The sequence below is a fragment of the Rhodopirellula sp. P2 genome (assembly GCF_028768465.1).
GTDB lineage: Bacteria > Planctomycetota > Planctomycetia > Pirellulales > Pirellulaceae > Rhodopirellula.
In genome coordinates, this window is sequence record NZ_CP118225.1 from 5,480,520 (window position 1) to 5,502,031 (window position 21,512).

At 57.1% G+C, this 21,512-nt stretch carries 13 protein-coding genes; 6 read left to right on the top strand and 7 right to left on the bottom strand.

Features of this window, described 5'->3' with window-relative positions; all coding sequences use genetic code 11:
* The first annotated feature begins 229 nt into the window (after positions 1-229).
* The 4 genes from PSR62_RS19370 (at position 230) to PSR62_RS19385 (ending at position 7,059) form a co-directional block, all read left to right on the top strand.
* Positions 230-3,112: a serine hydrolase gene (locus tag PSR62_RS19370; RefSeq protein WP_274404651.1), complete on the top strand. Its 2,883-nt coding sequence runs from the start codon at positions 230-232 to the stop codon at positions 3,110-3,112.
* A gap of 190 nt (positions 3,113-3,302) precedes the next feature.
* Entirely contained in the window at positions 3,303-4,274 is a 972-nt protein-coding gene (locus tag PSR62_RS19375; protein ID WP_274404652.1) for a DUF3500 domain-containing protein, read from the top strand.
* A 119-nt stretch (positions 4,275-4,393) separates the two neighbouring features.
* On the top strand, positions 4,394-6,244 hold the full coding sequence (locus PSR62_RS19380) for a carbohydrate-binding family 9-like protein (RefSeq protein ID WP_274404653.1): 1,851 nt from the start codon (positions 4,394-4,396) through the stop codon (positions 6,242-6,244).
* Positions 6,245-6,255: 11 nt separating this feature from the next.
* Positions 6,256-7,059 (top strand): polysaccharide deacetylase family protein, encoded by an 804-nt coding sequence (locus PSR62_RS19385; protein WP_274404654.1) that lies wholly within the window; start codon positions 6,256-6,258, stop codon positions 7,057-7,059.
* Positions 7,060-7,119: 60 nt separating this feature from the next.
* On the opposite strand, the gene PSR62_RS19390 is transcribed toward PSR62_RS19385, so the two are convergent.
* The 5 genes from PSR62_RS19390 to PSR62_RS19410 all read right to left on the bottom strand — a co-directional run bounded on the left by PSR62_RS19390 (position 7,120) and on the right by PSR62_RS19410 (position 13,499).
* Complete coding sequence (locus PSR62_RS19390) at positions 7,120-7,323, bottom strand: hypothetical protein (RefSeq protein WP_274404655.1); 204 nt, start codon at positions 7,321-7,323, stop codon at positions 7,120-7,122.
* Positions 7,324-7,506: 183 nt separating this feature from the next.
* Positions 7,507-8,772, bottom strand: coding sequence for a hypothetical protein (locus tag PSR62_RS19395; RefSeq protein ID WP_274404656.1), 1,266 nt, complete (start codon positions 8,770-8,772; stop codon positions 7,507-7,509).
* A gap of 75 nt (positions 8,773-8,847) precedes the next feature.
* Entirely contained in the window at positions 8,848-9,870 is a 1,023-nt protein-coding gene (locus PSR62_RS19400) for a metallophosphoesterase family protein (RefSeq protein ID WP_274404657.1), read from the bottom strand.
* A gap of 156 nt (positions 9,871-10,026) precedes the next feature.
* Positions 10,027-12,036, bottom strand: a complete 2,010-nt coding sequence (locus tag PSR62_RS19405; protein ID WP_274404658.1) for a tetratricopeptide repeat protein — start codon at positions 12,034-12,036, stop codon at positions 10,027-10,029.
* Positions 12,033-13,499 (bottom strand): sulfatase, encoded by a 1,467-nt coding sequence (locus PSR62_RS19410; protein ID WP_274404659.1) that lies wholly within the window; start codon positions 13,497-13,499, stop codon positions 12,033-12,035. The genes PSR62_RS19405 and PSR62_RS19410 overlap by 4 nt, the downstream gene beginning before the upstream one ends.
* 201 nt (positions 13,500-13,700) lie before the next feature.
* Here PSR62_RS19410 and PSR62_RS19415 point away from each other — a divergent pair, with 201 nt between their 5' ends.
* Positions 13,701-14,498 carry a thioesterase II family protein gene (locus tag PSR62_RS19415; protein WP_274404660.1) on the top strand — a complete coding sequence of 266 codons (798 nt, stop codon included), beginning with the start codon at positions 13,701-13,703 and terminating at the stop codon, positions 14,496-14,498.
* Positions 14,499-14,817: 319 nt separating this feature from the next.
* On the opposite strand, the gene PSR62_RS19420 is transcribed toward PSR62_RS19415, so the two are convergent.
* Positions 14,818-19,314, bottom strand: a complete 4,497-nt coding sequence (locus tag PSR62_RS19420) for a DUF885 family protein (protein WP_274404661.1) — start codon at positions 19,312-19,314, stop codon at positions 14,818-14,820.
* 210 nt (positions 19,315-19,524) lie between these two features.
* On the opposite strand from PSR62_RS19420, the gene PSR62_RS19425 reads away from it, so the two are divergent.
* Entirely contained in the window at positions 19,525-20,460 is a 936-nt protein-coding gene (locus tag PSR62_RS19425; RefSeq protein ID WP_274404662.1) for a proline racemase family protein, read from the top strand.
* Between the two features lie 106 nt (positions 20,461-20,566).
* Here PSR62_RS19425 and PSR62_RS19430 read toward each other — a convergent pair whose 3' ends face one another.
* Positions 20,567-21,310: a DUF3467 domain-containing protein gene (locus PSR62_RS19430; RefSeq protein WP_274404663.1), complete on the bottom strand. Its 744-nt coding sequence runs from the start codon at positions 21,308-21,310 to the stop codon at positions 20,567-20,569.
* Positions 21,311-21,512: the final 202 nt, after the last annotated feature.

Sequence of the window (21,512 nt, forward strand, 5' to 3'; positions counted from 1 at the left end):
CCACCGAGCAGGCGTCGTCAGCTTGACGAGCCGTCTCAGCCAGCTCAAACCGAGGCCTCAAACTGGCGTTTCTGATGCTGGGATCGTTCCTCCAGCGAACCTTCTGGGGTTCGTTTCACTTAGGCTAGGCACTCGCAGCGGCCGGGCCCGAGGAGCCCCCCCGAACTTTCACGGGGATCGACTGCTGCCCCACCTGACACTTTCCCACCCCGTCTGCCGAGAACCAGCCGTGTCAAAGATTCTTCGCCAGTCCTCTTCGCCTCGTGTTTGGGCCGGGGCACTGCTCGTCGTGCTCGCCGCTTGCCTTCCAGCCCATGCCCAAGATTCCGCCGGCAAGGCCCCAGCCCTCGCGTTTGATCTCGCGATCCTAAACGGGCATGTCGTCGATGGCACAGGAGCCCCTTGGTACGAAGCCGACGTCGGGATCTCCGATGGCAAGATCGCTCATATCGGTCGCATCGACCCGGCATCGGCCAAACACACCATCGACGCCGAAGGATTGATCGTCGCTCCGGGCTTCATCGACATGATGGGCCAAACCGCCACGCCGATGCTGCGGAATCCCTCCTCCGCGATGAACTTGCTGACCCAAGGCATCACGACGATCAACGCAGGCGAAGGATCGTCGGCCGCGCCGCTATCGTCACAGGACGCCAAATCCACGGGCTGGCAAAACATGGCGGAGTACTTTCAGTTGCTGGATTTGAAAGGCATGCCCGTCAACACAGTGCAAACCATTGGGCACACCCAGGTCCGCCGTCTCGTGATGGGCGAAGACAACCGGCGACCTAGCGAAGATGAACTGGAGGCGATGAAGGAACACGTTCGCGAAGCGATGCGTGCGGGAGCCATCGGGGTTTCCACCGCCCTGATCTATCCTCCCGCCGTTTATGCATCGACCGAAGAAATTGGTGCCTTGGCCGGAGTCGCGGGCGAACATGGCGGACGCTACTACACCCACATGCGGAACGAGGGCGACCAGCTTCTCGAAGCAATCGACGAAGCCTTGGAAATCGGTCGCGTCGGCAACACTCCCGTTCACATCTTTCACTTGAAAGCCGCCGGTCGTCAGAACTGGGGCAAGATGCAGTTGGCCATCGCGCGGATCAAAGCTGCCCGCAGTGAAGGTCATCCAGTCACCGCGGACATCTATCCCTACATCAACAACGGCTTGGGGATCGACGCTCTGATCCACCCACGGCACTTCGGCGAAGGACGAGCCAAGTTCCTCCATCGATTGGCCAACGACGCAGACCTCCGCGCCGAAGTTCGCGAGGAAATCGAATCCACCAGCGGTTGGGAAAATTGGTTTCGCCACGCGGGATCGGATTGGAACCGCATCATCGTCGGGCAAACCACAGAGCCTCATTATCGCGAGTACGCCGGTCAGTCGGTTGCCGCGATCGCCAAAGCAACTGGCGAAGACGCTTGGGACACGTTCTTTGGACTCTGCAATGCGTCCACGTTTGCTCTTCCCGAGACGATGAGTGACGCGAACAAGATTTTGGCAATGCAGCAGGAGTTCGTTTCTTTCTGCACCGACGTCGGTCCCGCAGGTGGCAACCGCGGCGCGTCACACCCTCGTTCCTACGGTGCGTTCCCACGAATGCTGTCACGATACGTCCGCGACCTGGGTGCGATCTCGCTGGAACAAGCGATCTCGCAAGCGAGTGCCGCAGCGGCCAACAACGTGATGGTTCACGACCGCGGTCGCATCGCCGAAGGCTTGGCCGCGGACGTGATCGTGTTCGATTTCGACGAACTCGCCGATCGAGCGGACTTCGAAAACCCGCACGCCGAATCGGTTGGCATGAAGCACGTGATCGTCAACGGAGTCGCGGTGCTCGCTGACGGCAAATTCACCGGCAAACGCCCCGGCCAAGTCCTCCGCGGCCCAGGCTTTGATGCCGCCACCGCGTCGCACGCGATCATCACCGGAGAAGACCAACCGGCGTTTCGCGAAATCGATGCGGTGATGCAGTCCTTCCTTCGCGAACATCGCATCCCAGGTGCATCGCTGGCCATCACCGACCATGGCAACCTCGTTTACGCGCGCGGGTTTGGGTACGCCGACGTTGGTCAGCGACAACCGGTGACGCCTGAAAGCCTGTTTCGAATCGCCAGCATTTCCAAACCGATCACCGCCGTCGCGATCCTGCAACTGATCGATCAAGGCAAGCTGTCGCTCGATGACAAAGTCTTCGAGGTCCTCGACCATGAGGCTCACATCGAAGAGGGGTCCCAAATCGACGAACGGCAAAACGAGATCACGATTCAGCATTTGCTGCAACATCGCGGTGGCTGGGACCGAGACCAATCGTTCGACGCCATGTTCCGCTCGACCCAATTTGCCAAGGCACTCGGTGTGGCCGCGCCTGCCACTCCCGACACCATCATCCGAGTGATGCGAGGTAAATCGCTCGACTTTGATCCCGGTGAGCGATACGCATATTCCAACTACGGCTACTGCTTGCTCGGCCGAGTCATCGAACAGATCAGCGGCGAAACCTACGAAGACTATGTCCAACAGCATGTGCTCGAACCAATCGGTGTGACATCGATGTCCATTGGTGCGACCCGTTTGGAAGGACGCAAAGAGAACGAAGTCCGCTACTACGATCCACGCCAAGGCGATTCCGTCTTCGCCCAAGACCTGAATTCGCGTGTGCCGCAACCTTACGGAGCTTGGCATTTGGAAGCGATGGATTCACATGGAGCTTGGATTGCATCGGCCAGCGATCTGGTTCGGTTTGCCAGCGCCTTCGACAATCCCGACAACAGCTTGCTGCTGACGTCGTCCAGAATCACGGAAATGTTCGCTCGCCCAGAAGGCTTGGCAGGGCACGACCAAGACGGCCAGCCCAAAGCCACGTACTACGGGCTGGGATGGTCAGTCACGACCGACGACTCCGGACGCATGAAAACGTCGCACAGTGGATCCCTGCCTGGCACGAACACGATCCTCGTTCGCCGTCCCGATGGTCGTAACGTGGCGTTGCTCTTCAACACCCGGGTCACCGCCCGCCTCTCACGAGTCACCGGGGCGGTTCTACCTCAGATCATGCAAGCGATCGACCAGATCGACGATTGGCCACAACCGAACTCAAACTGAGTTCCCTCACACATCGTTCTGGCTCGCTTCGCAGACTCATCATCCCACGTCCCGCAACCGCCTTCGATGCACAGTTCCCTTTGGAACAGACAAATTCGTGTTGCCGGTTGTTGGATTTGGTAAAATCAAAACGAGCCGTCCTTCTCAAACGGTCCCGCCTGCCTTCCCTCCAACCTCCATGAGCTCTCCGATGAACTTCAATCGTCCCAATGGTCAACAAGTTGCCCGACGAGACTTCGTCAAACTGGGAGGCGCTGTCGCCGCGGGAGTCGCGTCCGCCGGCCTCTTCAACGCCCGATTTGCTCATGCCGCAGGATCGACCACAACCTCCGCCGAGACCTTCGTTGGAGAACTGTATGCCTCTCTTTCCGACAAACAAAAGATCGCGGTCTGGCGACCGTTTGATCACGCCGATCGCCAAAAAATCAATCCGAACTGGCACGTCAGCAAAGCGACCATCGGCGACGACCTGTTCACACCGAAACAAAAGACGCTGATCGACCAAATCGTACGCAACATCACATCCAAAGACGGTTACGACCGGTTGATCGAACAGATGGAATACGATGACGGTGGAATGGACAGCTACAGCTTCGCGTTGTTCGGAGAGCCTGGAACGGACCAGTTCCAATTTGAGATGACCGGACGGCACCTGACGATGCGAGCCGACGGAAATCGACTCGACAAGACAGCTTTCGGCGGCCCGATTGTTTATGGGCACGGCGAAGAATATCTCCCCGACAGCCCGTTCTTCTACCAAACCCAACAGGCGAACAAGGTTTTCCAAGCGTTGGACGCCGACCAAGCCAAATTGGCGCTGCAAAAGAAGGCCCCCAGTGAAACAGCCGTGCAGTTGCAAGGTGCGAACGGTCACTTCCCTGGCATTGGCGTCGATCAACTTTCCAGCGATCAAAAAGAACTGGTCGAATCGACGCTCAAAATGTTGTTGGCCCCGTATCGCGAAGACGATGCGGATGAAGTCATGGAAATCCTCAAGGGCAGCGGAGGAATCGATCAACTGCACATGGCGTTTTATCAAGAAGAGGACGTCGACAACGATCGCGTCTGGGACATCTGGCGAGTCGAAGGCCCAACGATGGTCTGGCACTTCCGCGGCGCACCGCACGTTCATGCCTACCTCAACATCGGCGTGAAGTCGTAGCCCCTGTGGCATAGGCTTCTCGCCTGTGAAGGCTTCAGCTTGTTGTCCCTCACGATCACAGGCTGGAAGCCGATGCCACTTCGATGCCACCAGCAGACCAGACACCTCAGAGAAACCACATGCCCTCCTGCGCCGTCCGAACACCTCTCTTTCACCACCGGCTTCCCGCACCGTTTGTCATCGTCGCAGCAACCCTGCTGTCGATCGCAGGGTCAACGGATGCATTCGCAGCCGAACCACCCACCTTGATCGTACAGAAATGCGAGGACTTCGAGGTCACCGGCCAAGGCGACAACCAGGCCTGGAAAGCGTGCGACTGGGTTTCGTTGAACCGGCGCGGCAACGGGCAACTCGATTACCAATCGCGGTTCAAGATGCTGTACTCGGACAAAGGCGTCTACGTCTTGTTCGACGGTGCCGATCAAACGCTGACCGCCACGATGCAGGCAGACTTCTTGGACCTTTGGAACGAAGACGTTTTCGAATGTTTCTTCTGGACCAACGAAAAAGATCCGGTCTACTTCGAATACGAAATCTCGCCGCTCGGGTTTGAGCTGCCGATCCTGGTGCCCAATTTGGATGGGAAGTTTCTCGGTTGGCGACCCTGGCACTATGAAGGCGCCAAGAAGATTGAAAAGAAGGTCTCTGCAACGGGCGGCAAAAACGAATCGATGAGCACCGTCACCGGATGGCGTGCTGAAGTCTTCCTGCCCTACGCAGTTTTGGAACCACTTCGAAATGTCCCGCCCAAAACAGGAACTCGGTGGCGAGCCAACTTCTACCGCGTTGACTACGACCAAAAGAAAACCACCGGTTGGGATTGGGCGCGGGTTGGCCCCAGCTTCCACGACATTGAAAACTTCGGAACCTTGGTCTTCGGCAAAGTCGTCGAATCCGAAAAGCCCCAGGACGACATCCGTGACTTGAAACTTGCGGACTGGCAGCCAAAGTCGATGCTGAAGACCAAGGTCACTCGCGTCAACACGCCCTCGTATCCAGTCATCGACGTTCACAACCATCTTGGGGGCGGTGCGAACGTGCTGACGGAAGAACGCGTCAAACGGTACCTGCAAGTCATGGACGAGGCCAACGTTGAAACGGTCATCAACCTGGACGGAGGCTGGGATGACAAACTGAAGGAAACCGTCGCCGCCTTGGACGCCGCGCACCCGGGCCGGTTCCTCACCTTCGCCCTGATCAACCTGCGTGATTTTGAAACCGAAGGCTGGTCCGAGCGAGAAACCGCGCGGCTACGCAAAAGTTTCGAAGCTGGTGCGAAGGGGCTCAAGTTCCATAAATCATTGGGGCTGTCTTACCGGAACCAAGCCGGCAACCTGCTCACGATCGATGACGAACGGCTGGATCCGATCTGGGAGCTGTGCGGAGAGATGAAACGCCCCGTGATGATTCATACCGCTGACCCAGCCGCCTTCTTCACGCCTCTGGATCGGTTCAACGAACGCTGGCACGAATTGAACGCGCACCCCGGTTGGGTGTTCCATGGCGACCGCTACCCGTCGCGTGAAGAACTGCTGGAACAACGCAACCGAGCGATCGCGAAGCATCCCAACACGACCTTCATCGGGGCTCACTTCGGCAACAATCCGGAAGACCTGGAAACCGTCGGGCAATGGCTCGACCAGTACCCGAACTTCCACATCGACATCGACGCACGGATCTCCGAACTGGGACGACAACCGTACAGCAGCCGCAAGTTCTTTCTTAAGTACCAAGACCGAATCATGTTCGGCACCGACACGACGCCTGATCCCAACGCCTACCGGTTGTACTATCGCTTCCTGGAAACCGACGACGAGTACTTCGACACCGCCGAATCGCACCACCGGCAAGGTTTCTGGAACATCTACGGCATTTTCCTGCCTGACACCGTTCTTGAAAAGGTTTACCGCGGCAACGCGGCCCGAATCCTGGGCCTGAAGTCACCTGTCAACGCCGCCAGCAAAAACTGAAAGACATCCCAGTGCAACGATTCGTTTGGACATTCTTCATCCTCCTCTTCGCGGCATTCGTCAGTGCAGGCGAACCGCAGTCACTGACCAACATCCCGAGCCGCGTCCAAACACCAAAACCGCTCACCGAAGGCGGTGTGGTGCTCACCTTTGACGACCGCAACTTTCAGGACTGGATCCAGGCGTTGCCGCTGTTGGATGAGTTTGGCGTCCAAGCCACCTTCTTCATCAGTGGGAAGATTGACGGCCCGGCGCTCAAAGCAATTCAGAAACTCCAAGCTCACGGGCATGCGATCGGTTCGCACAGCGTCAACCATCTCAAAGCGGTGGAGTACTTCGAAGAAAATTCCGCCGAAACGTTCTTGCGACGTGAGATCACTCCTCAGCTGAACGAGCTTCAGGCCGCAGGTGTCGCTCCGGTCTGCTTCGCCTACCCGATGAGTCGCAACAATGCCGCGACGGACGAGGCGTTGTTGAACGTGTTCCGGCATTTGCGGACGGGCAAAAGCATTGCGGCCAACGAACGCCTCCGTGATGCCGACGCCTTCTTCGTGCCAGCGGCCAAGATCGCCGAGCAGGGGTGTTTGGCCGGCAAAGGAATCGACTTCGCGCCCACTCGGCCCGATCGAACGTATGAACAGATTGACGGCGCGTTCGATCGCGCTGCCAAAAACAACGAGATCATCGTGCTGTATGCCCATCGCATTGCCGAATCCGGAAACGGCAACTTCATCACCCCCGAAGCCCTCACCCGCATCCTGCAAAGTGCCAAGCAACGAGGCCTCCGGTTCTACACCTTCAACGACCTGCCCTAAAAAGTGGCATCGCCTTCCAGCCGGTGATCAAACCTGAACTTCGCCCTTCGTATTCACAGGCTAGAAGCCTAGTCCACTTTTTGCCACCAGACCTCCTGCCCCGATCACTGCGAGCAGGACGATTCCGGCGCAGCCAATGGATTGACTGTCAGCCATTTGTCGCGGATGTGTTTTTTCAAGCTCGTCGCTGAGTGTCTCGACTTGCTCTTTGCATTCACGGAGCGAAAAGTTGCCGGATTCCCGGACGAGCTTGATCGCTTTCATCTTGTTGCCTTCCAGGAGAAGTTCCCGGACTTGATTCAATGTTTCCTCGGGAAGCTCTTGCATGGATCTCTTCCTGTCCGCAATCGGTTGAAGAAAAAAGCTGCAGTTTACCGCAAATGCACACCGTCGACGGCACGCGACATTCGCGTCCCAAACAACTCGCGATGCTTCACGAAGAACGATTCAGTCACGCAGATCGGCCAAGGTTTTCAGCTCGGCTTCCGAGAGTGCCCGGTCAAACACACCGACGCCTCCAATCCATCCGGTGAAGCCAATACTGCGACTGCTGTGGATCACCCGCCCAATGGTGAACGGTCCGCCTTGTTCCGCGTCCGGTGGTGAGTAGATGCCGTGCGGGTACCACCACGGGTTCAAACGCAGGGCAACGAGGTCTCGGTTGGTCTCAACGAATGCACCGCTTTCATCCTTCTCCAGCGTGACGACCACTTCGGTGAATCGATATCGACGACGTTCTATTCGTTGGTCGCCGTCTTCGCGAAGGACTTCGATCTCGGACGCGTTGTTCTCTGGTGGGTTGTAGTATTGCGAAGGCGGAAACTCACTGTCTTCACCATCCTGCGTTCCCGGCGTTCGAGCGTAGTGGCCTTGCAGGTAAGCATTGTGGGCGTACGAAAGCAGGTTGTCGGAGCTTGGATTTTGAAGCCAACGTTCGCCAGCAACTCCGTTCAACCAGCCCGTGATTTCATCTTCCTCATCGTCAAACGTCATGGCGAAACACTGCCAGGATGCGGCGAGCTTCTCAGGCGTTGAATCGGCCGGAACGGTAGGAGACTGCCCCAGTGAATTGCATTTGTGCAACGCGTATTTATTGAGAAACGAACTCGCTCCATTTTCAGAAACGTGCCCGCATGCACTGCCCGCCTTGTTCAGGCCAGCGAACAAGGCGTATTGTCGCTGCCCGCGTTCTACTTTCTTGATCGAAGCCGTCGATGACTGCTTGAGGTCAGTGCCCTCGTGCCAAATGCCCGCCAGAGCATGATTGCCACTTTCACGAATCGCCCAGACAACGACGGTCACTGATTTCCCGTCTCCTTTGATGTCCAGCGGAGTGTCGTGCAGACGCGAGCGGGGAATGAACAGAAACGGTCGAAAGTTGGGATCCGATTCTTGGCGAATTCGAATCGCTTGACCGAAGGGCCCCTCGCTCAACAAAGGAAAATCCGCGTAGGACGCCGCCCGACCTTCGCCCCAATAATCACGCACATAGTTCGCGGCATCCAAGGGATAGTCGCTTGGTGATCCAGGTGGCACGTGCGCGGTGAAACGATTTTGCCCAGAGCCTTCCCGTCGCGTGAAATCCCAAAACGCGACCAGCCCCGGAGTGTTTTGAACAACCTCCCGATTGGCCGGCGGATCGAACGCCGAGAGCGTTCCCATTGGCATCGCCCCCACGAAGGTTGCGAGGAAGAACGAAAGAATGCGTTGCATGTTCAATTCCTGCTGATGAATCAAGTCGCTGCGTCGTGTGGTATTTATGAACAGTTGGCTGGGCCAGCGACGCTCTCAGGCTTGGGGCACAAAACGAACATCCATGAAGGCGCCCACCGCGTTGGCGTTGGTGACAAATTGCGGGATGCCATTGATCACATCAACCGATTGGCGATGCGTGTGCCCTGCGAAGACTCCCAGCAATTGGCTGGGATCAGCTCCAAAGACCTCGCGATGAAAATCGAACGTGGCCTGAGTGTGCCCCGATTCAGGCCACTTGGGGCGACGTTCAATCTTGTGATTCCGGTCGGTGTCAGCGCCCCACTCGGGATGCCCACACCCAAACCCCATGGAACGACCAGGAACATACAACGGGATATGAACCAACAGCACCAAAGGCAGCCCACTGCGAAGTTGCTCACGAAAGAACTCCAATTGCTCCGGCAGAACCTCGTAATTCGAGTTGTCGAGGGCGAGAAAGCGAACGCCGTGAATGTCGTACGCGGCCATCAAAGGATTCTTCCCCTGATACAGCGGTTTCAAGCGTCGTTCGATCCATTCCGAACGCAGGTCCTGCAACGAGCCCTCCATGCCTTCGTAGTGCCAGTCATGGTTGCCTGCCACATACAGCCAGGGCATCTTCAGGTCGTCGAGTTGCTCGGAAACCCATTCGATCGCCGCTTCCGATGGAAAACTGAAGATGTCCCCCACCAACGCCAACAGATCCACCTTTTGGGCGTTGGCTCGCTCAATCGCATCTTGGAAACTCTTCTCCGGAGTGGTGGGCTGACGAGTCTTGAAGTGCGTGGTTCGATTGTATGCCTTTGCCATCCGTCCGCTGAATTCGCGATACGGCTCGCCTCGATCGTCATCCGTGAACAGATGCGTGTCCGCGACCACCATCACATTGACAGGACGAGTCACAGCATCCGTGCGAAAGATGACTGCGTTGTCGTCGATGGCAAAGGCATCGTTGAGTTCGGTTCGAAAACCAGATTTCCCCTCGGCGGGTGGCGCCGCGTTCGCATTCGACGAGTGACCAACCGCGCCCACGGCGGATGCGGCCACAGCCGACTGCAAGAAAGAACGACGTTTCATGGTGGGGTCTCTAAGGCGACAAAATCAAAGGTTGTGGAAGTATAAACAATCCACTCATCCGTTGCCCCGCTCACTGCCCGCGATCACCTCACAAAAGCCCTTTGGACATCTGCTTTCGACCGTGCCTTTGCAGAACGATCGTTGGCGGAGGCGATTCTATTTCGACGATTGATCCAACTGGCCGATGACAGTCATCCCGGCTTTGGCCCGAGTGTTGTCAGGCGCCAGCAGCAAGGCTGTCTCGAAATGCATGGATGCTCGCCGCGTTTGATCCATCCGCAGCAACGTGTAGGCAAGGTTGAGATGAGTCTCCACGTCGTCCGGGAACGCGTCCAAAACGCGCTCGTACAACTCGATCGCCACCTCTGACTTTCCGATACCGGCACTGGCTTCGGCGAGTGCGAACACCACGTCCAAATCATCGGGCGCATGTTCGTGGCATCGCAGCAATTCACTGTGAGCGGCTTCGAAGTCACTGGCCCCTAAATGGGCGACCGCAAGCTGAAAGCGGGCCGACCAATGCCGCGGATCGGACTCCGGCCATCCAATCGCAGCGACAACCAACAGGTCTCGTGCCGACTCATACTCCCCCAACTCAAGCAACAATTGCCCGTAGCGTTGGAGTCCGCGATAGTAGTCCGGGTACGCTTTGACGCCCTGTTCGAATTCAGCCACCGATTCGTCAATTCGCCCGATCCAGCGAAGACAGTCGGCGAGAATGAACTGGCTTTCGACATCCCCGTCCAGCATTCGGATCGCATCCCGGGCACGGGGCTCGGCGACCTCAAATTTCCCCGCCCAGTGCATGACTTTGGCGAGGTTTCGCATCGCGATTCCTTGTGCAGTGCGGTCGATGCGATCCCAAACAGAACGGTCCACCTCGGCGACCGTTTCCGGGGGCAGTTCATCCAAGGCAATCGAATCTTCTGGCAACCAGCCCGCGTCTTGCATCTCCGAAATCAGCCACCGAGACAACTGACGGTGAGCCTCAATCGTCGGGTGAACGTGGTCCAGGAAATACTCTTCTCCCAGCACGCCATGCCCCTGTTCAGCACGGCAAACGTCACGCAGGGAGGCATCGAAATCGAGCACGCGAACATCGTCGGATTCGGGAAGCTCACGAATGAACGCAGCAAAATCACTGGACGCACGCAGCGGGCAAATGTCGCGATCAATCGCCGCTCGAAATGCCGACTGGGCAACATCGAAATCTCCAGCTTCGAAGGCACGTCGCCCGCTTTCAAACCAGTCCTCGTCGGGCCCCGGCTTGAAGGGACTGCAGTCCTTTTCGTTGGAAGCGGGAACGACGAACAGAATCTTTGCGTCCGCCGACCGAGCCATTGAAATCATCCGCCGAACGTTGAATCGAAAGTGTTCTCGTACGTTGTTGCTCCACTCCTCATCACGCACATAGTCCGAAGGCCCCACCGTGTGGTTCAGGCGTTCGTCCACCTCGGCGGCCAAATCGATTGAGTCAGCGCTGCGTTTGGGTTGTCGCGTTTTGCGAACGATGGATTCGATCACCCCGTACGTCCGCGTCTTGTTCAACCATCCGGTCAACCAAAGTTGAGCCTGCGATTGGTCAAAGAAGTCCGCGTAGGTTCGCCGCTCGAGAAACTCATTCTGCCCGGTGTAAACGATGAACAGATCCGGCTCATAGACTTTCAACTCTTCCATCACCGCCGCCACACGGTAGCTGGCATAACTGACCCCACCCGCGTTGAAGACTTCATGATGCCTGGCTCCATCGACATGCGGCAACCATTCTCGCAACCACCCCGCGAAGGAGGTGTTGTCGTCGTAAGGCCGCCCAAATGTCGTGGACCCTCCCAGGCAAAAAATCCGCTGCGTGTTGGCGGGTTTGTTCAGCGGAAAGCGTTGATCATTGAACCAAACCAGTTTGTTTTCCGCGGTTCGCATCCACGTCTTGCCGTCTTCATCGACGAAACGCTCCAACAAAGGGACTTGCCTGGAAAACCCCATCAAGGGATCCGCTTGGTCGGTCGACCGCCCAACGCCAACCAGCGTCAGAGCAAGCTCAATCGTCACCAGACCCAACACGGTCGTCACAAAACCAAAGCAAGCTTTCTTGGTTCGGCTGAGCGTCCTGGGAGCTTGCTGGCGAGACACCCGTGGACGGTCGGGGGCGGTTGTGTCTTCGTTCATAGTCCCGTGGAAGATTGTTCGCACCAAGCGTGCAATTGCGGCAGAAACGATTGGTACGCGGGGTCGGAAGCCACGTTCCGCGTCGCACCGGGATCGTTATCAAAATCGATCAGAACAATGTCTTCCAGCTTGCCCGTCTTGGATGAAACATACTCCGTGTAACGGAACCGGTCCGTTCGGATACTGGTCCCCAAAACGGGCCCAACTCCTGGCTTGGATTTTTTGTATTGGCTGAAGGCCGCCGGACGAACGGACAACTCCGGATCACGAACCACGCCCGCGATGCTTTTGCCTTGGCAATGTCCGGGGATCGGCAAGCCGGTCAACTCGCACAAGGTGGGAAAGACATCCACCAGTTCGACCAGTGATTCGGTTTTCCCCGCAGGAACCCCAGGTGCAGAGACGATCAACGGGACTCGTGTTGCGATCTCGTAGTTGGTGTGTTTGCACCAATCACCGAAGTCGCCGACGTACCACCCATGGTCGCCCCACAACACCACGATCGTGTTCTCGCGTTGCCCATTGGCTTCCAGTGCGTCCAACACCTTGCCAACTTGTGCATCCATGTAGCTGACCGCGGCTCGATAGCCATGGATCAACTCGCGAGTTTTCTCGTCATTCAACATGTTCGTCTTCGCGGGAATGTCGGTGTAGTTCTTCAGTTCTCCCCAACTGGAACGAGCGTACGGCAGACCATCGATGACATCTTTGCGAGAGGGAATTTCAATGGTGTCGCGATCGTAGAGGTCCCAGTACTTGCTCGGTGCATTGAACGGCAGGTGTGGTTTCAAGAATCCGACCGCCAAGAAAAACGGTTTGTCTTGGGTTGAAAACCGCTCCAGCATGGCAACGGCGCGGTCTGCGTTGTGGCCATCGGTATAAGCACTGTCTGGAACATCGCCCCCGTTTTCGATGGACGGTCCGGTCTTCTCGCTCGAGTTGGCAGGATTGCGTTTTCGAGGCAGTGCCTGAACGTATCCTTTTCCCTTGCTTCGATCTCGCGGAGCCCATTGGTTGGCATCGACGGTCCAAGCGTCTGCGTCGTCGCTGGGGCTATGGTAGATCTTGCCCAAAAATCCCGTGTCGTAGCCATTTCGTGAGAGGTGCTGTGGGATTGTCAACACATCGGGCATTTGCGACCGCAACAGGGTTTTGAAGTTCCAACACTGGGTTGTTTCCGGGCGGCAGCCACTCATCAGGCTGGCGCGGGAAGCGCCGCACACAGCCACCTGGCAATACGCACGATCGAATCGCATGCCAGCGGCGGCCAAGCGATCAATGTTGGGGGAATGGATGTCGGATTTGCCAAAACATCCCAGCTCAGGTCGCAGATCATCGACGGCGATCATCAAAACATTCAGAGGTTTGGATGACGGAGTGTCCTGCGCCGGCGTTGGCGTCGGCAGCGTGAAGGCGAAGCAGATCAAGCCAAGAAAAATGGCGAGAGGGCGAAGGAATTGCATGACGAGAATCACGAGGGGGATGACGAGGAAATTCCGTGTGGTGTCTCGTTATAGCTGAACGGGCAAGCGATTGCGAAACCCAAGGGCATCCAAGGGAACTGACCTGTCTCGGGTTTTGAAGTTTGCAATGGGACCGTAGGCTGGGGCGATGAACACTTTGTGTTGGAAGCCTCTGTTCCATCTGTTTGAATTGAATGCCTGATGCCGGCGAATGATGCCCTGTGCCAAATTGGTCCGCCATCCAGCTCGAAAGTTCATTTGCTGTGGGTCCCGCATGCCGGGGGTGCGACGGCTCCTCTGTTCAAACAGTTTCGCAGCCTCGCGGCATCGGCGAACGCACCGAAGTTCGTCAATTTCTGGGCGGTTCGGATGGCTGGGCGAGAATCTCGATTTTCGGATCCGCTGGAAACGGACATGGACTCGCTGGTCCAATCCATCGCGGCCGAGGTGGAACGAAGGTTTGATGCCAACGATGCGTTGGTGCTGGCCGGACACAGCCTCGGTGCATTGATCGCCTATCGCTTGGCGATTCGCCTGCTGGAAGGGCCCCGATTGCGAGAAGGATTGTCCGGTTCCACCAACGTGAAAGGGTTGATCGTGATGGGAGCCTCGCCTCCAAACCAATGGACCCAAAACCGCGATTGGCTGGACTGGGACAACACGGCGTTCGCGAACGAACTCGATCGTCGCTACGGCGGGTTGCCGGCGGGTTTGAAAGAGCACCCCGATGCGCTCGCGTTGTTCCTGCCCATCGTGCGTGCGGACTTGAAACTGGCCCGAGGAGTCGCGTCCGCGGAACATCCCGTCATCCCCATCCCCATCCGGGCTCTGGCCGGGGCAGAAGACCATGTTGCCAACCGAGCCAAGATGCAAGGCTGGCAATCACTCACGTCGGCTGGGTTCTCTTTGCGAGTGTTGCCGGGCGATCACTTTTTCCCGGTTGCGAATTTGAGCAAAGTGATGCTGACCGCGGAGACGCTGGCCGGGGGCGAGGGTTGAAAGGCTGACGCGACGGTCTAAGCAGGTACGCAGGTGTCATCGGGTATGTGAGCCGTTGGCGTTAGCCACGGTTTTCACTCGCAACCGGGGCTAACGCTGAAAGGCTCACATGGTTGTGCCCGATCATTCCAGCCGACCTGCTTAGGAAGACCATCGTACGGGGTTAGCAACGCGTGAACAACAAGTGACGATGTTAGCGGTGTGGCGCAAGCCGCCCGGTGAGGAACCGGAGGGCTCGCGCCCTTCCGCTACGTCACTTGTTGTTCGCGTGGTCCTTAGCAGGCTCGACGGTCTGGGAAGACCATCGTACGGGCCGCCATCAGTTGAACTTCCAACGCGGTGGTTCATCTCGCTGGAGCGGTTCTTGTTTCAAAACCTCCCGCAACATCGCGATGGGCAACATGCCGGATTCCATGATCGAATCGTGGAACTCACGTTCTGTCATTTCGCCAGACAACACCATCTCCCGATGCAATTGGCGGATCTGCAAAGCCCCCAGCATGTACGCGGCTTGGTACAGCGGCGGGTAGCTCGGGCCGATGCTGCGGCGGACTTCTGCGGTGGCGTTGCGGCGTTCGAACCCAACGTTGTCGACCAAGAAATCGACGCATTGATCCGGTGAAAACCGCCCCAAATGAAAGTTCAACGAGAAAATGATCCGAGCGCACCGATGGGCTCGCCAAACCAGCATCCCCATCCGTTCCTCAGGCGTGCGAGCAAACCCATCGTCGTACAATTTCAATTCCCAATAAACCGCCAGCCCTTCCAACCAAAACGGTGTGCTCATCGTCCGACGGTGGGGCTGGTACCGTTCGTTGCTGTACATCTGCAAATGGTGTCCTGGAATCAATTCATGATGCACGGTGGCGCGGGCGTACCCGATATTGTTGCCACGCAGACTTTGACGTTTGTCACTGGGGGACATCTCCGACGTGGGGAACGAAACGCTGATCACTTCCCCGCCGGTGAAGAACGGATTCACCTTTTGTCGTTCGGGAGTCATCATGATCATCCGCCAGCAATAATCGGCGAACGGTGGGACCGTGATCCAATCCCGCTTTCGCAACCAGTCGACGGATTGATCAGCCATTTCACCGATCAAGACAGGTTGTTGTCCCGGTGCCACGTGATGATTCTTCATCCGTTCAACCGCGGCTTTCCAGTCGTCTCCCAGCCCCATGTCCTGGGCCACGCGGACCATTTCGGATCGCACAATCGCGTACTCACGTTCCGCCAACTCAATCAGTTCCTCTGGAGAATGCTCGATGAATTGACGCCGTAATTCCAGCTCGATTCGTTCGCGGCCAACCGGTGTTCCCGACAAATCCTTTTCCACCGATGAGGTGGCCGGAGGCAGCTTCACGCCGGAGTCCTCGATCCGTTGGCGTTCGATTTGAGTTTCGACCTCGGCCGTCAACAAATGCCAATCGACTTGATCATCCAGCGACCATTCCTCGAATGGTTTGCCCTCCAATTCCAAAGCGGCCAGTTCCTCTTTCCAGCGTGGCAATTGTGCGTCCTTCTGCTCACGATCGCGACCGCGACGTGTGAAGCGACGGACGATGGAAGGCATCCAAGTCGCCTCTCGCTCGGACCATTCTTGGATTGGCGGGTACGCGTCTCCAAACGCAAACGCCGCTGCCGGTTTTGGCGATTGGAGTGAACCTCCGGCGACCAATTCGGTTTGTTTCTGTGTCAACGATTCGTCAACCGTCAGAGTCTCTTTCCACAACCGGAGGTTGTCGCCCGTTTCCTTTGCCAGATCGAGCACCCACCAGTTGAAATCAGGGTGATAGCCTTCGTAAAAGGTTTGCCAGGACTGATACGCGCGGATCAAGTCTTCCGCGGCGTCCAGCACCGGCTGGCTGACGGCGACGGAATTTGGCTCTGTTGCTTCGATCGACAGCTGGATCATTTCGTTGAGTTGTTCCATCTCCTCAGCCATCGCTTGTCCATTGAGCGTCTTCACTCGATTGGAAAGATCCGTCAGCGTGATCAATTGCGAGGTGAAGGGAGCCAACTCACGGAGCTTTTCCGACGAGGCCACGAGTGTTTTCAAATCAGACTTTTCGTCGTTCACCGATACCATCAGTTCTCGAGCGATTTCCGCATCCGCGTCACTCAGCGTGTCTTCTCCCTCATTGGCGATCGCGACCTTCAGTTGGTTTTCCCAGGCGTTCAAGAACGCGGCAGTTTGTGCGAGACGCTCCTCCGCCACTCTCACGGGCAAGCGACGCTTGAGCGTTTCCAGGTCGGTTTGATAGTGATTGCGAATGTCTTTCCATGCCGTCTGGGGTTGCAGTTTTTCCAAATCGATCAAGGCAGTGGCGACTTCCTCTGTGGTCCCGTCTGACTCGGAGGTTGACCGTTCGTTTGAACTCCCCGGCTGCAGTTTCTCGATGAAGAAATCCAGCGTGCGTCGCTTGCCATACGCTCCGCCGTCACTGTGTCCCACGCCGGGCATGACCAGCAATTCAAAGTCCTTGTCCGCTTTGATCAAAGCATCCGCGAAACGCAGAGTGGATTCCGGTGGCACGTTCGTGTCGACTTCGCCAACGATTAAGAACAGATCTCCGGTCAGGTTCGCTGCGTTGTCGATGTTGCTGCACTGGGAGTAATGGTCGCCGACCGGGTACCCCATCCATTGTTCGTTCCAAGAGGCCTTGTCCATTCGGTTGTCGTGACAACCACAGGCGGCCACTCCGGCGTCGTAGAAGTCACCATGGAACAACAATGCGGATCCAGTGTTTTGGCCACCGGCGGAGGTGCCAAAAATACCAACTCGTTCCAAATCCATCGCAGGATGCTCTTTCGCCAGAGCCTTCATCCAGGCGATGCGATCTGGGAAACCAGCGTCCTTCAGGTTGTGCCAGCAGACATCGTGGAAAGCTTTGGATCGGTTGGCCGTTCCCATGCCATCGATCTGCACGACGATGAAGCCTGCGTCCAAGTAGGCACGGTGCCAAGGTGCGGAACGAAACGACTTTGGAACGTGCGAATCATGAGGCCCCGCGTAGATGTACTCCACCACGGGATACTTTTTGTCAGCGGCGGGATCATAGTCCTCCGGGAAACACGCCAGTCCCCAAATGTCGGTTTTGCCATCGCGGCCTTTGGCAGAAAACACTTGCGGCAGATTCAGATCGGCGTCTTCGGGAGTGACCGTCGCTTGGGCCAATGTTTGTATCAGTTCGCCATCGGCGGAACGCAGTTCGTGAACCGGCAACGCATCGACACGAGAATGAGTGACGACCAAACGACTTCGGTTGGGTGAGAAAGTGGCGGTGTGAGTGCCATCGCCATCGGTCATCAGCGTGAAGTTCTCACCACTGAAATCAACGCGGGCGTAGTGCTTCAAATATGGGTCTTGGTCCTCAAGCACGCCACTGACGACCAAATCGAGGACGCGATTTTCTTCGTCAATGTGATCGATTGCACGCACAACAAACTCGCCCTGCGTGATGGGTTGAATCTCGTTCTCGCCCGACAGATCGACCAAGTAGAGATGTTGATGGCCATCCTTCTCACTGACCCAAATGACTTCGTCGCTGTCTTCGAGGTAACTCCAACGTGGCAAGTCCGTTTTATGGGTGGTCCAAATGAACGTTTCCGATTGCTCATCGATCACCGTGTTGACTTCGCCAGACAACAGATCGACATCGAACAAACGGAATTGTTGATGCCCACGTTCGGTGACCGCCAACAGGGCACGGTGAGGCCCCACGAAGCGCAGGTTCCAAAACCGCTGGGACATCCATGGCAAATCCAATTCCACGGCCTCGCCGGTTTCCGTATGGAACGCCAGCAGGCGGGTCTCATCGACAGGATCACCTGGTAATAAATACGGTCGCGATTTGAGCACCGCGCGACCGCCTGCTTTGGGCGACGATTCGACCAAGTGAACCGGTTGGGTTGGGTAGGGAATGACGGCTCGGACCACCAACGCGGTTCCATCAGGCGACCATTGTGGTGATTCCAGTTTCAAAGGTTCAGCCGATTCCCCCCCGCGATCGCCGAACGATTCCAACAATTGCGATTGTTCGATCAAGGTCTTCCACGGGGTCGTTTCTTCGTCGGGACTCGCATGTTGCAATTGCAAACGTCCTTCCGTCAAGCGAGCGATCACCTTGTCGTTGTCAGGTGCGGGAACCCCTGCGGTCCAATCCCCCTCGCTTCGAAAATCGCGACGTCGGCGTCCACGGCGTTCCGGTTCGGCCTGAGTCGCTACCGCGGGCTTGGAAACTTCCAATCGTGTCGGTTCGATGTCCGCAACGAAGTATCCCAATTTGGTTTTGTCTTTGCCAATGACTTCCCAGACATGACCGGCAAAGGTCGTGCGGACAAAGGTCTCGCCCACTGGGATCGATTCGTATGGGACACGCTTGCCACCGCTGTCCACCCAGAACAACTGCAACGCCTGCCCGGTTTGGTTGACAAACGTGATCTCGGTGTGGGCCTCGGACGATCCACCTGATCGCGGCGTGCGACCGCCCTTCAGCGTCACTTCGCGAACATTGGATTTGTCACCCGGTTCGACTTCCGTCATCTCGCCGGTCGTGGCATCCACCCGAATGCCGGTGAACGAACCATCGGCGTTCTGACGCCGGAACCAGAACGAATCGTCACTGGTCCAATGTGGCGTCAATGTCTGCTGGATGACGCGTGGACGCTGCGCCGTTGCCTCCAGTGCGTTCGCTGTCGATCCAAGCGTCACGAAGACGCCCCCAAGCAACAAGGCGGCAAGGTGAAGGCCAGCGTCCGCAGGCAGTCGCTCGACCAAAATTCCGCGCATCCAATTGTGAAACGGCAATTTCATGTTTATATGTTCTGTGGAATCGTGCGTGTCAGTGGGCGACGCCCCCGCAAATCGGGCTCTTCATTGCCCCCACTCCATTGAGCCTTTGAAATCCATTGATCTCGCAGGATGCGATCCACTTTAGTCAAGCAGATGACGGCAATGCGGGTTGTCGATTGATTCACCGCACAATGGCGAAATCTTGCACCTACTCTCTTTGATTTGGGAACGATGATGCTGCCTGCACGTGTACGGGTGTTGGATTCTCACACCGGTGGGGAACCGACGCGAATGGTGATTGGTTTGGAAGACACGCTGGTCGGCCCAACGATGGCGGACCGTCGTCTGCACCTCCGGCAGAAATTCGCAACGCTGGGAGCTCCGATCGTCAACGAACCTCGCGGCAACGACATCATCGTTGGTGCGTGGATCTGCCAACCAATCGACCCGAGTTGTTTCGCGGGGGTGGTGTTTTTCAACAACGTGGGTGTGTTGCAGATGTGCGGGCACGCAACGATCGGGGTGGTCGCGACGCTGGCGTGGCAAGGCAAACTGACGCCGGGCATCCATCGAATGGAAACTCCCGTCGGGATCATCGAAGTCGAATTGCATGCGGACGGCAAAACGGTCTCGTTCGAAAACGTCCCAAGCAAATGCTATCAAGCAGCTGCTCGCGTCGAGGTTCCTGGTTCGACGTCACTGGCCAACCGCTTTGTCACCGGCGACATCGCCTACGGAGGCAACTGGTTTTACTTGGTCGACGATCACGGGTTGGATCTCGAACTCAGCAACGTCGATCAGTTGATGGCAGCCACTCTGAGCATCAAAGCTGCACTCCGCGATCAAGGAGTCACCGGCGAAGACGGGGCAGAGATCGACCACGTCGAATTGGTCGGCCCCTCGGATCACGCCGATGCGAAGAACTTTGTGCTGTGCCCTGGCAACGCCTACGACCGATCGCCATGTGGCACCGGAACCAGTGCCAAGGTGGCTTGTTTAGCAGCGGCCGGCAAACTCGAAGTCGGCCAAACGTTTCGCCAGGAATCGATCACGGGCAGTTGTTTTGATGCCAGCTATCGATCGGACGAGTCCGGGAACGTGATCGCTCGCCTCACCGGATCAGCAGCAGTCATCGCTGAAACAACGCTGCTCTTCGAGCGTGATTGAAAGGTCTCGGTGAGCACTGCCAAAGCCAACGTACGAGTCGCAACGTAGGTGTAGCAACGAACGATGCCAGCTTAATTCACTGACACCCGATTCACTGACCCCCGATTCACTTGTCGCCTTCGTTGCCCCGACGCCGGTCTTCCAATTGCTTCGTTGCACCGCGGAGCGAGTCGAGCAAACGTGGGACTTGACCTGCTGCCAAGAACACGCGAGCACTGACGGCAGACTGAGGGAAGAAGCTGGTCAAAAAGTCCAGCCCAAACTCCGTCGCACCGTGACCAATCATGACTCCGTTGGCATAAGTTCCACTGAGCACTTCATCGGGCAGCTTCAGGTCATCATAGATTTCTTGCGGTGATGGTCGGCGTTGTTCCGCATTCGGATTGGGCGTCGGCGTTGGCATCACGGGATCGCCAAACCGGCCTTTGTACAAATCCAGGTTTTTCTGCAAAGCATCGACAAACTGTGGCATCACAGCGTGCGGGATGACCACACGAACCGCGACCCGGTGCGGACGCCCGACGGTTTGCAAAAAGTCGACGATGAACTCACTGGGGCCGGTCATCACGATCGCACCCGTGCTGAAACAACCGCCCGCCACGTGATCGGGAACCCGAGCCCGAACGGCAGGGTTCTCAGCAGCCGGATTCTCAGCGGGGTTGTTCGCCGGATTGGGAGATCCCGGTTGACCTTCCTCGGGTTGGTCACCGGTCGGTTGGCCGCCATCTGGCAGTCCATCGCCCCATTGCCCGCCACCAGGCTGGCCTTCGCCGGGTGGTTTTCCCCCGGACCCGTTTTCGTCGTTGGGAGGACCGTCAAAAGGTGGTTCAGAAGGCGTGTCAGAATTCATCGGGACCGCTATTGCAGAGAAGTGAAACGAGACAACCACCCCCATTCTATCGGGCGAGGGTTCATCTGTCGTCGGGACTGGATGCATCCAATGCCCCTGCCGCGGGGGAACGGATGATTCCCGTCCAAGTTCGAAGTCCAAGGTTTGTTTGCACTTGCGATCACTTCCTGCCATCTTAAGATGGACGTTTCATTCCCCATTT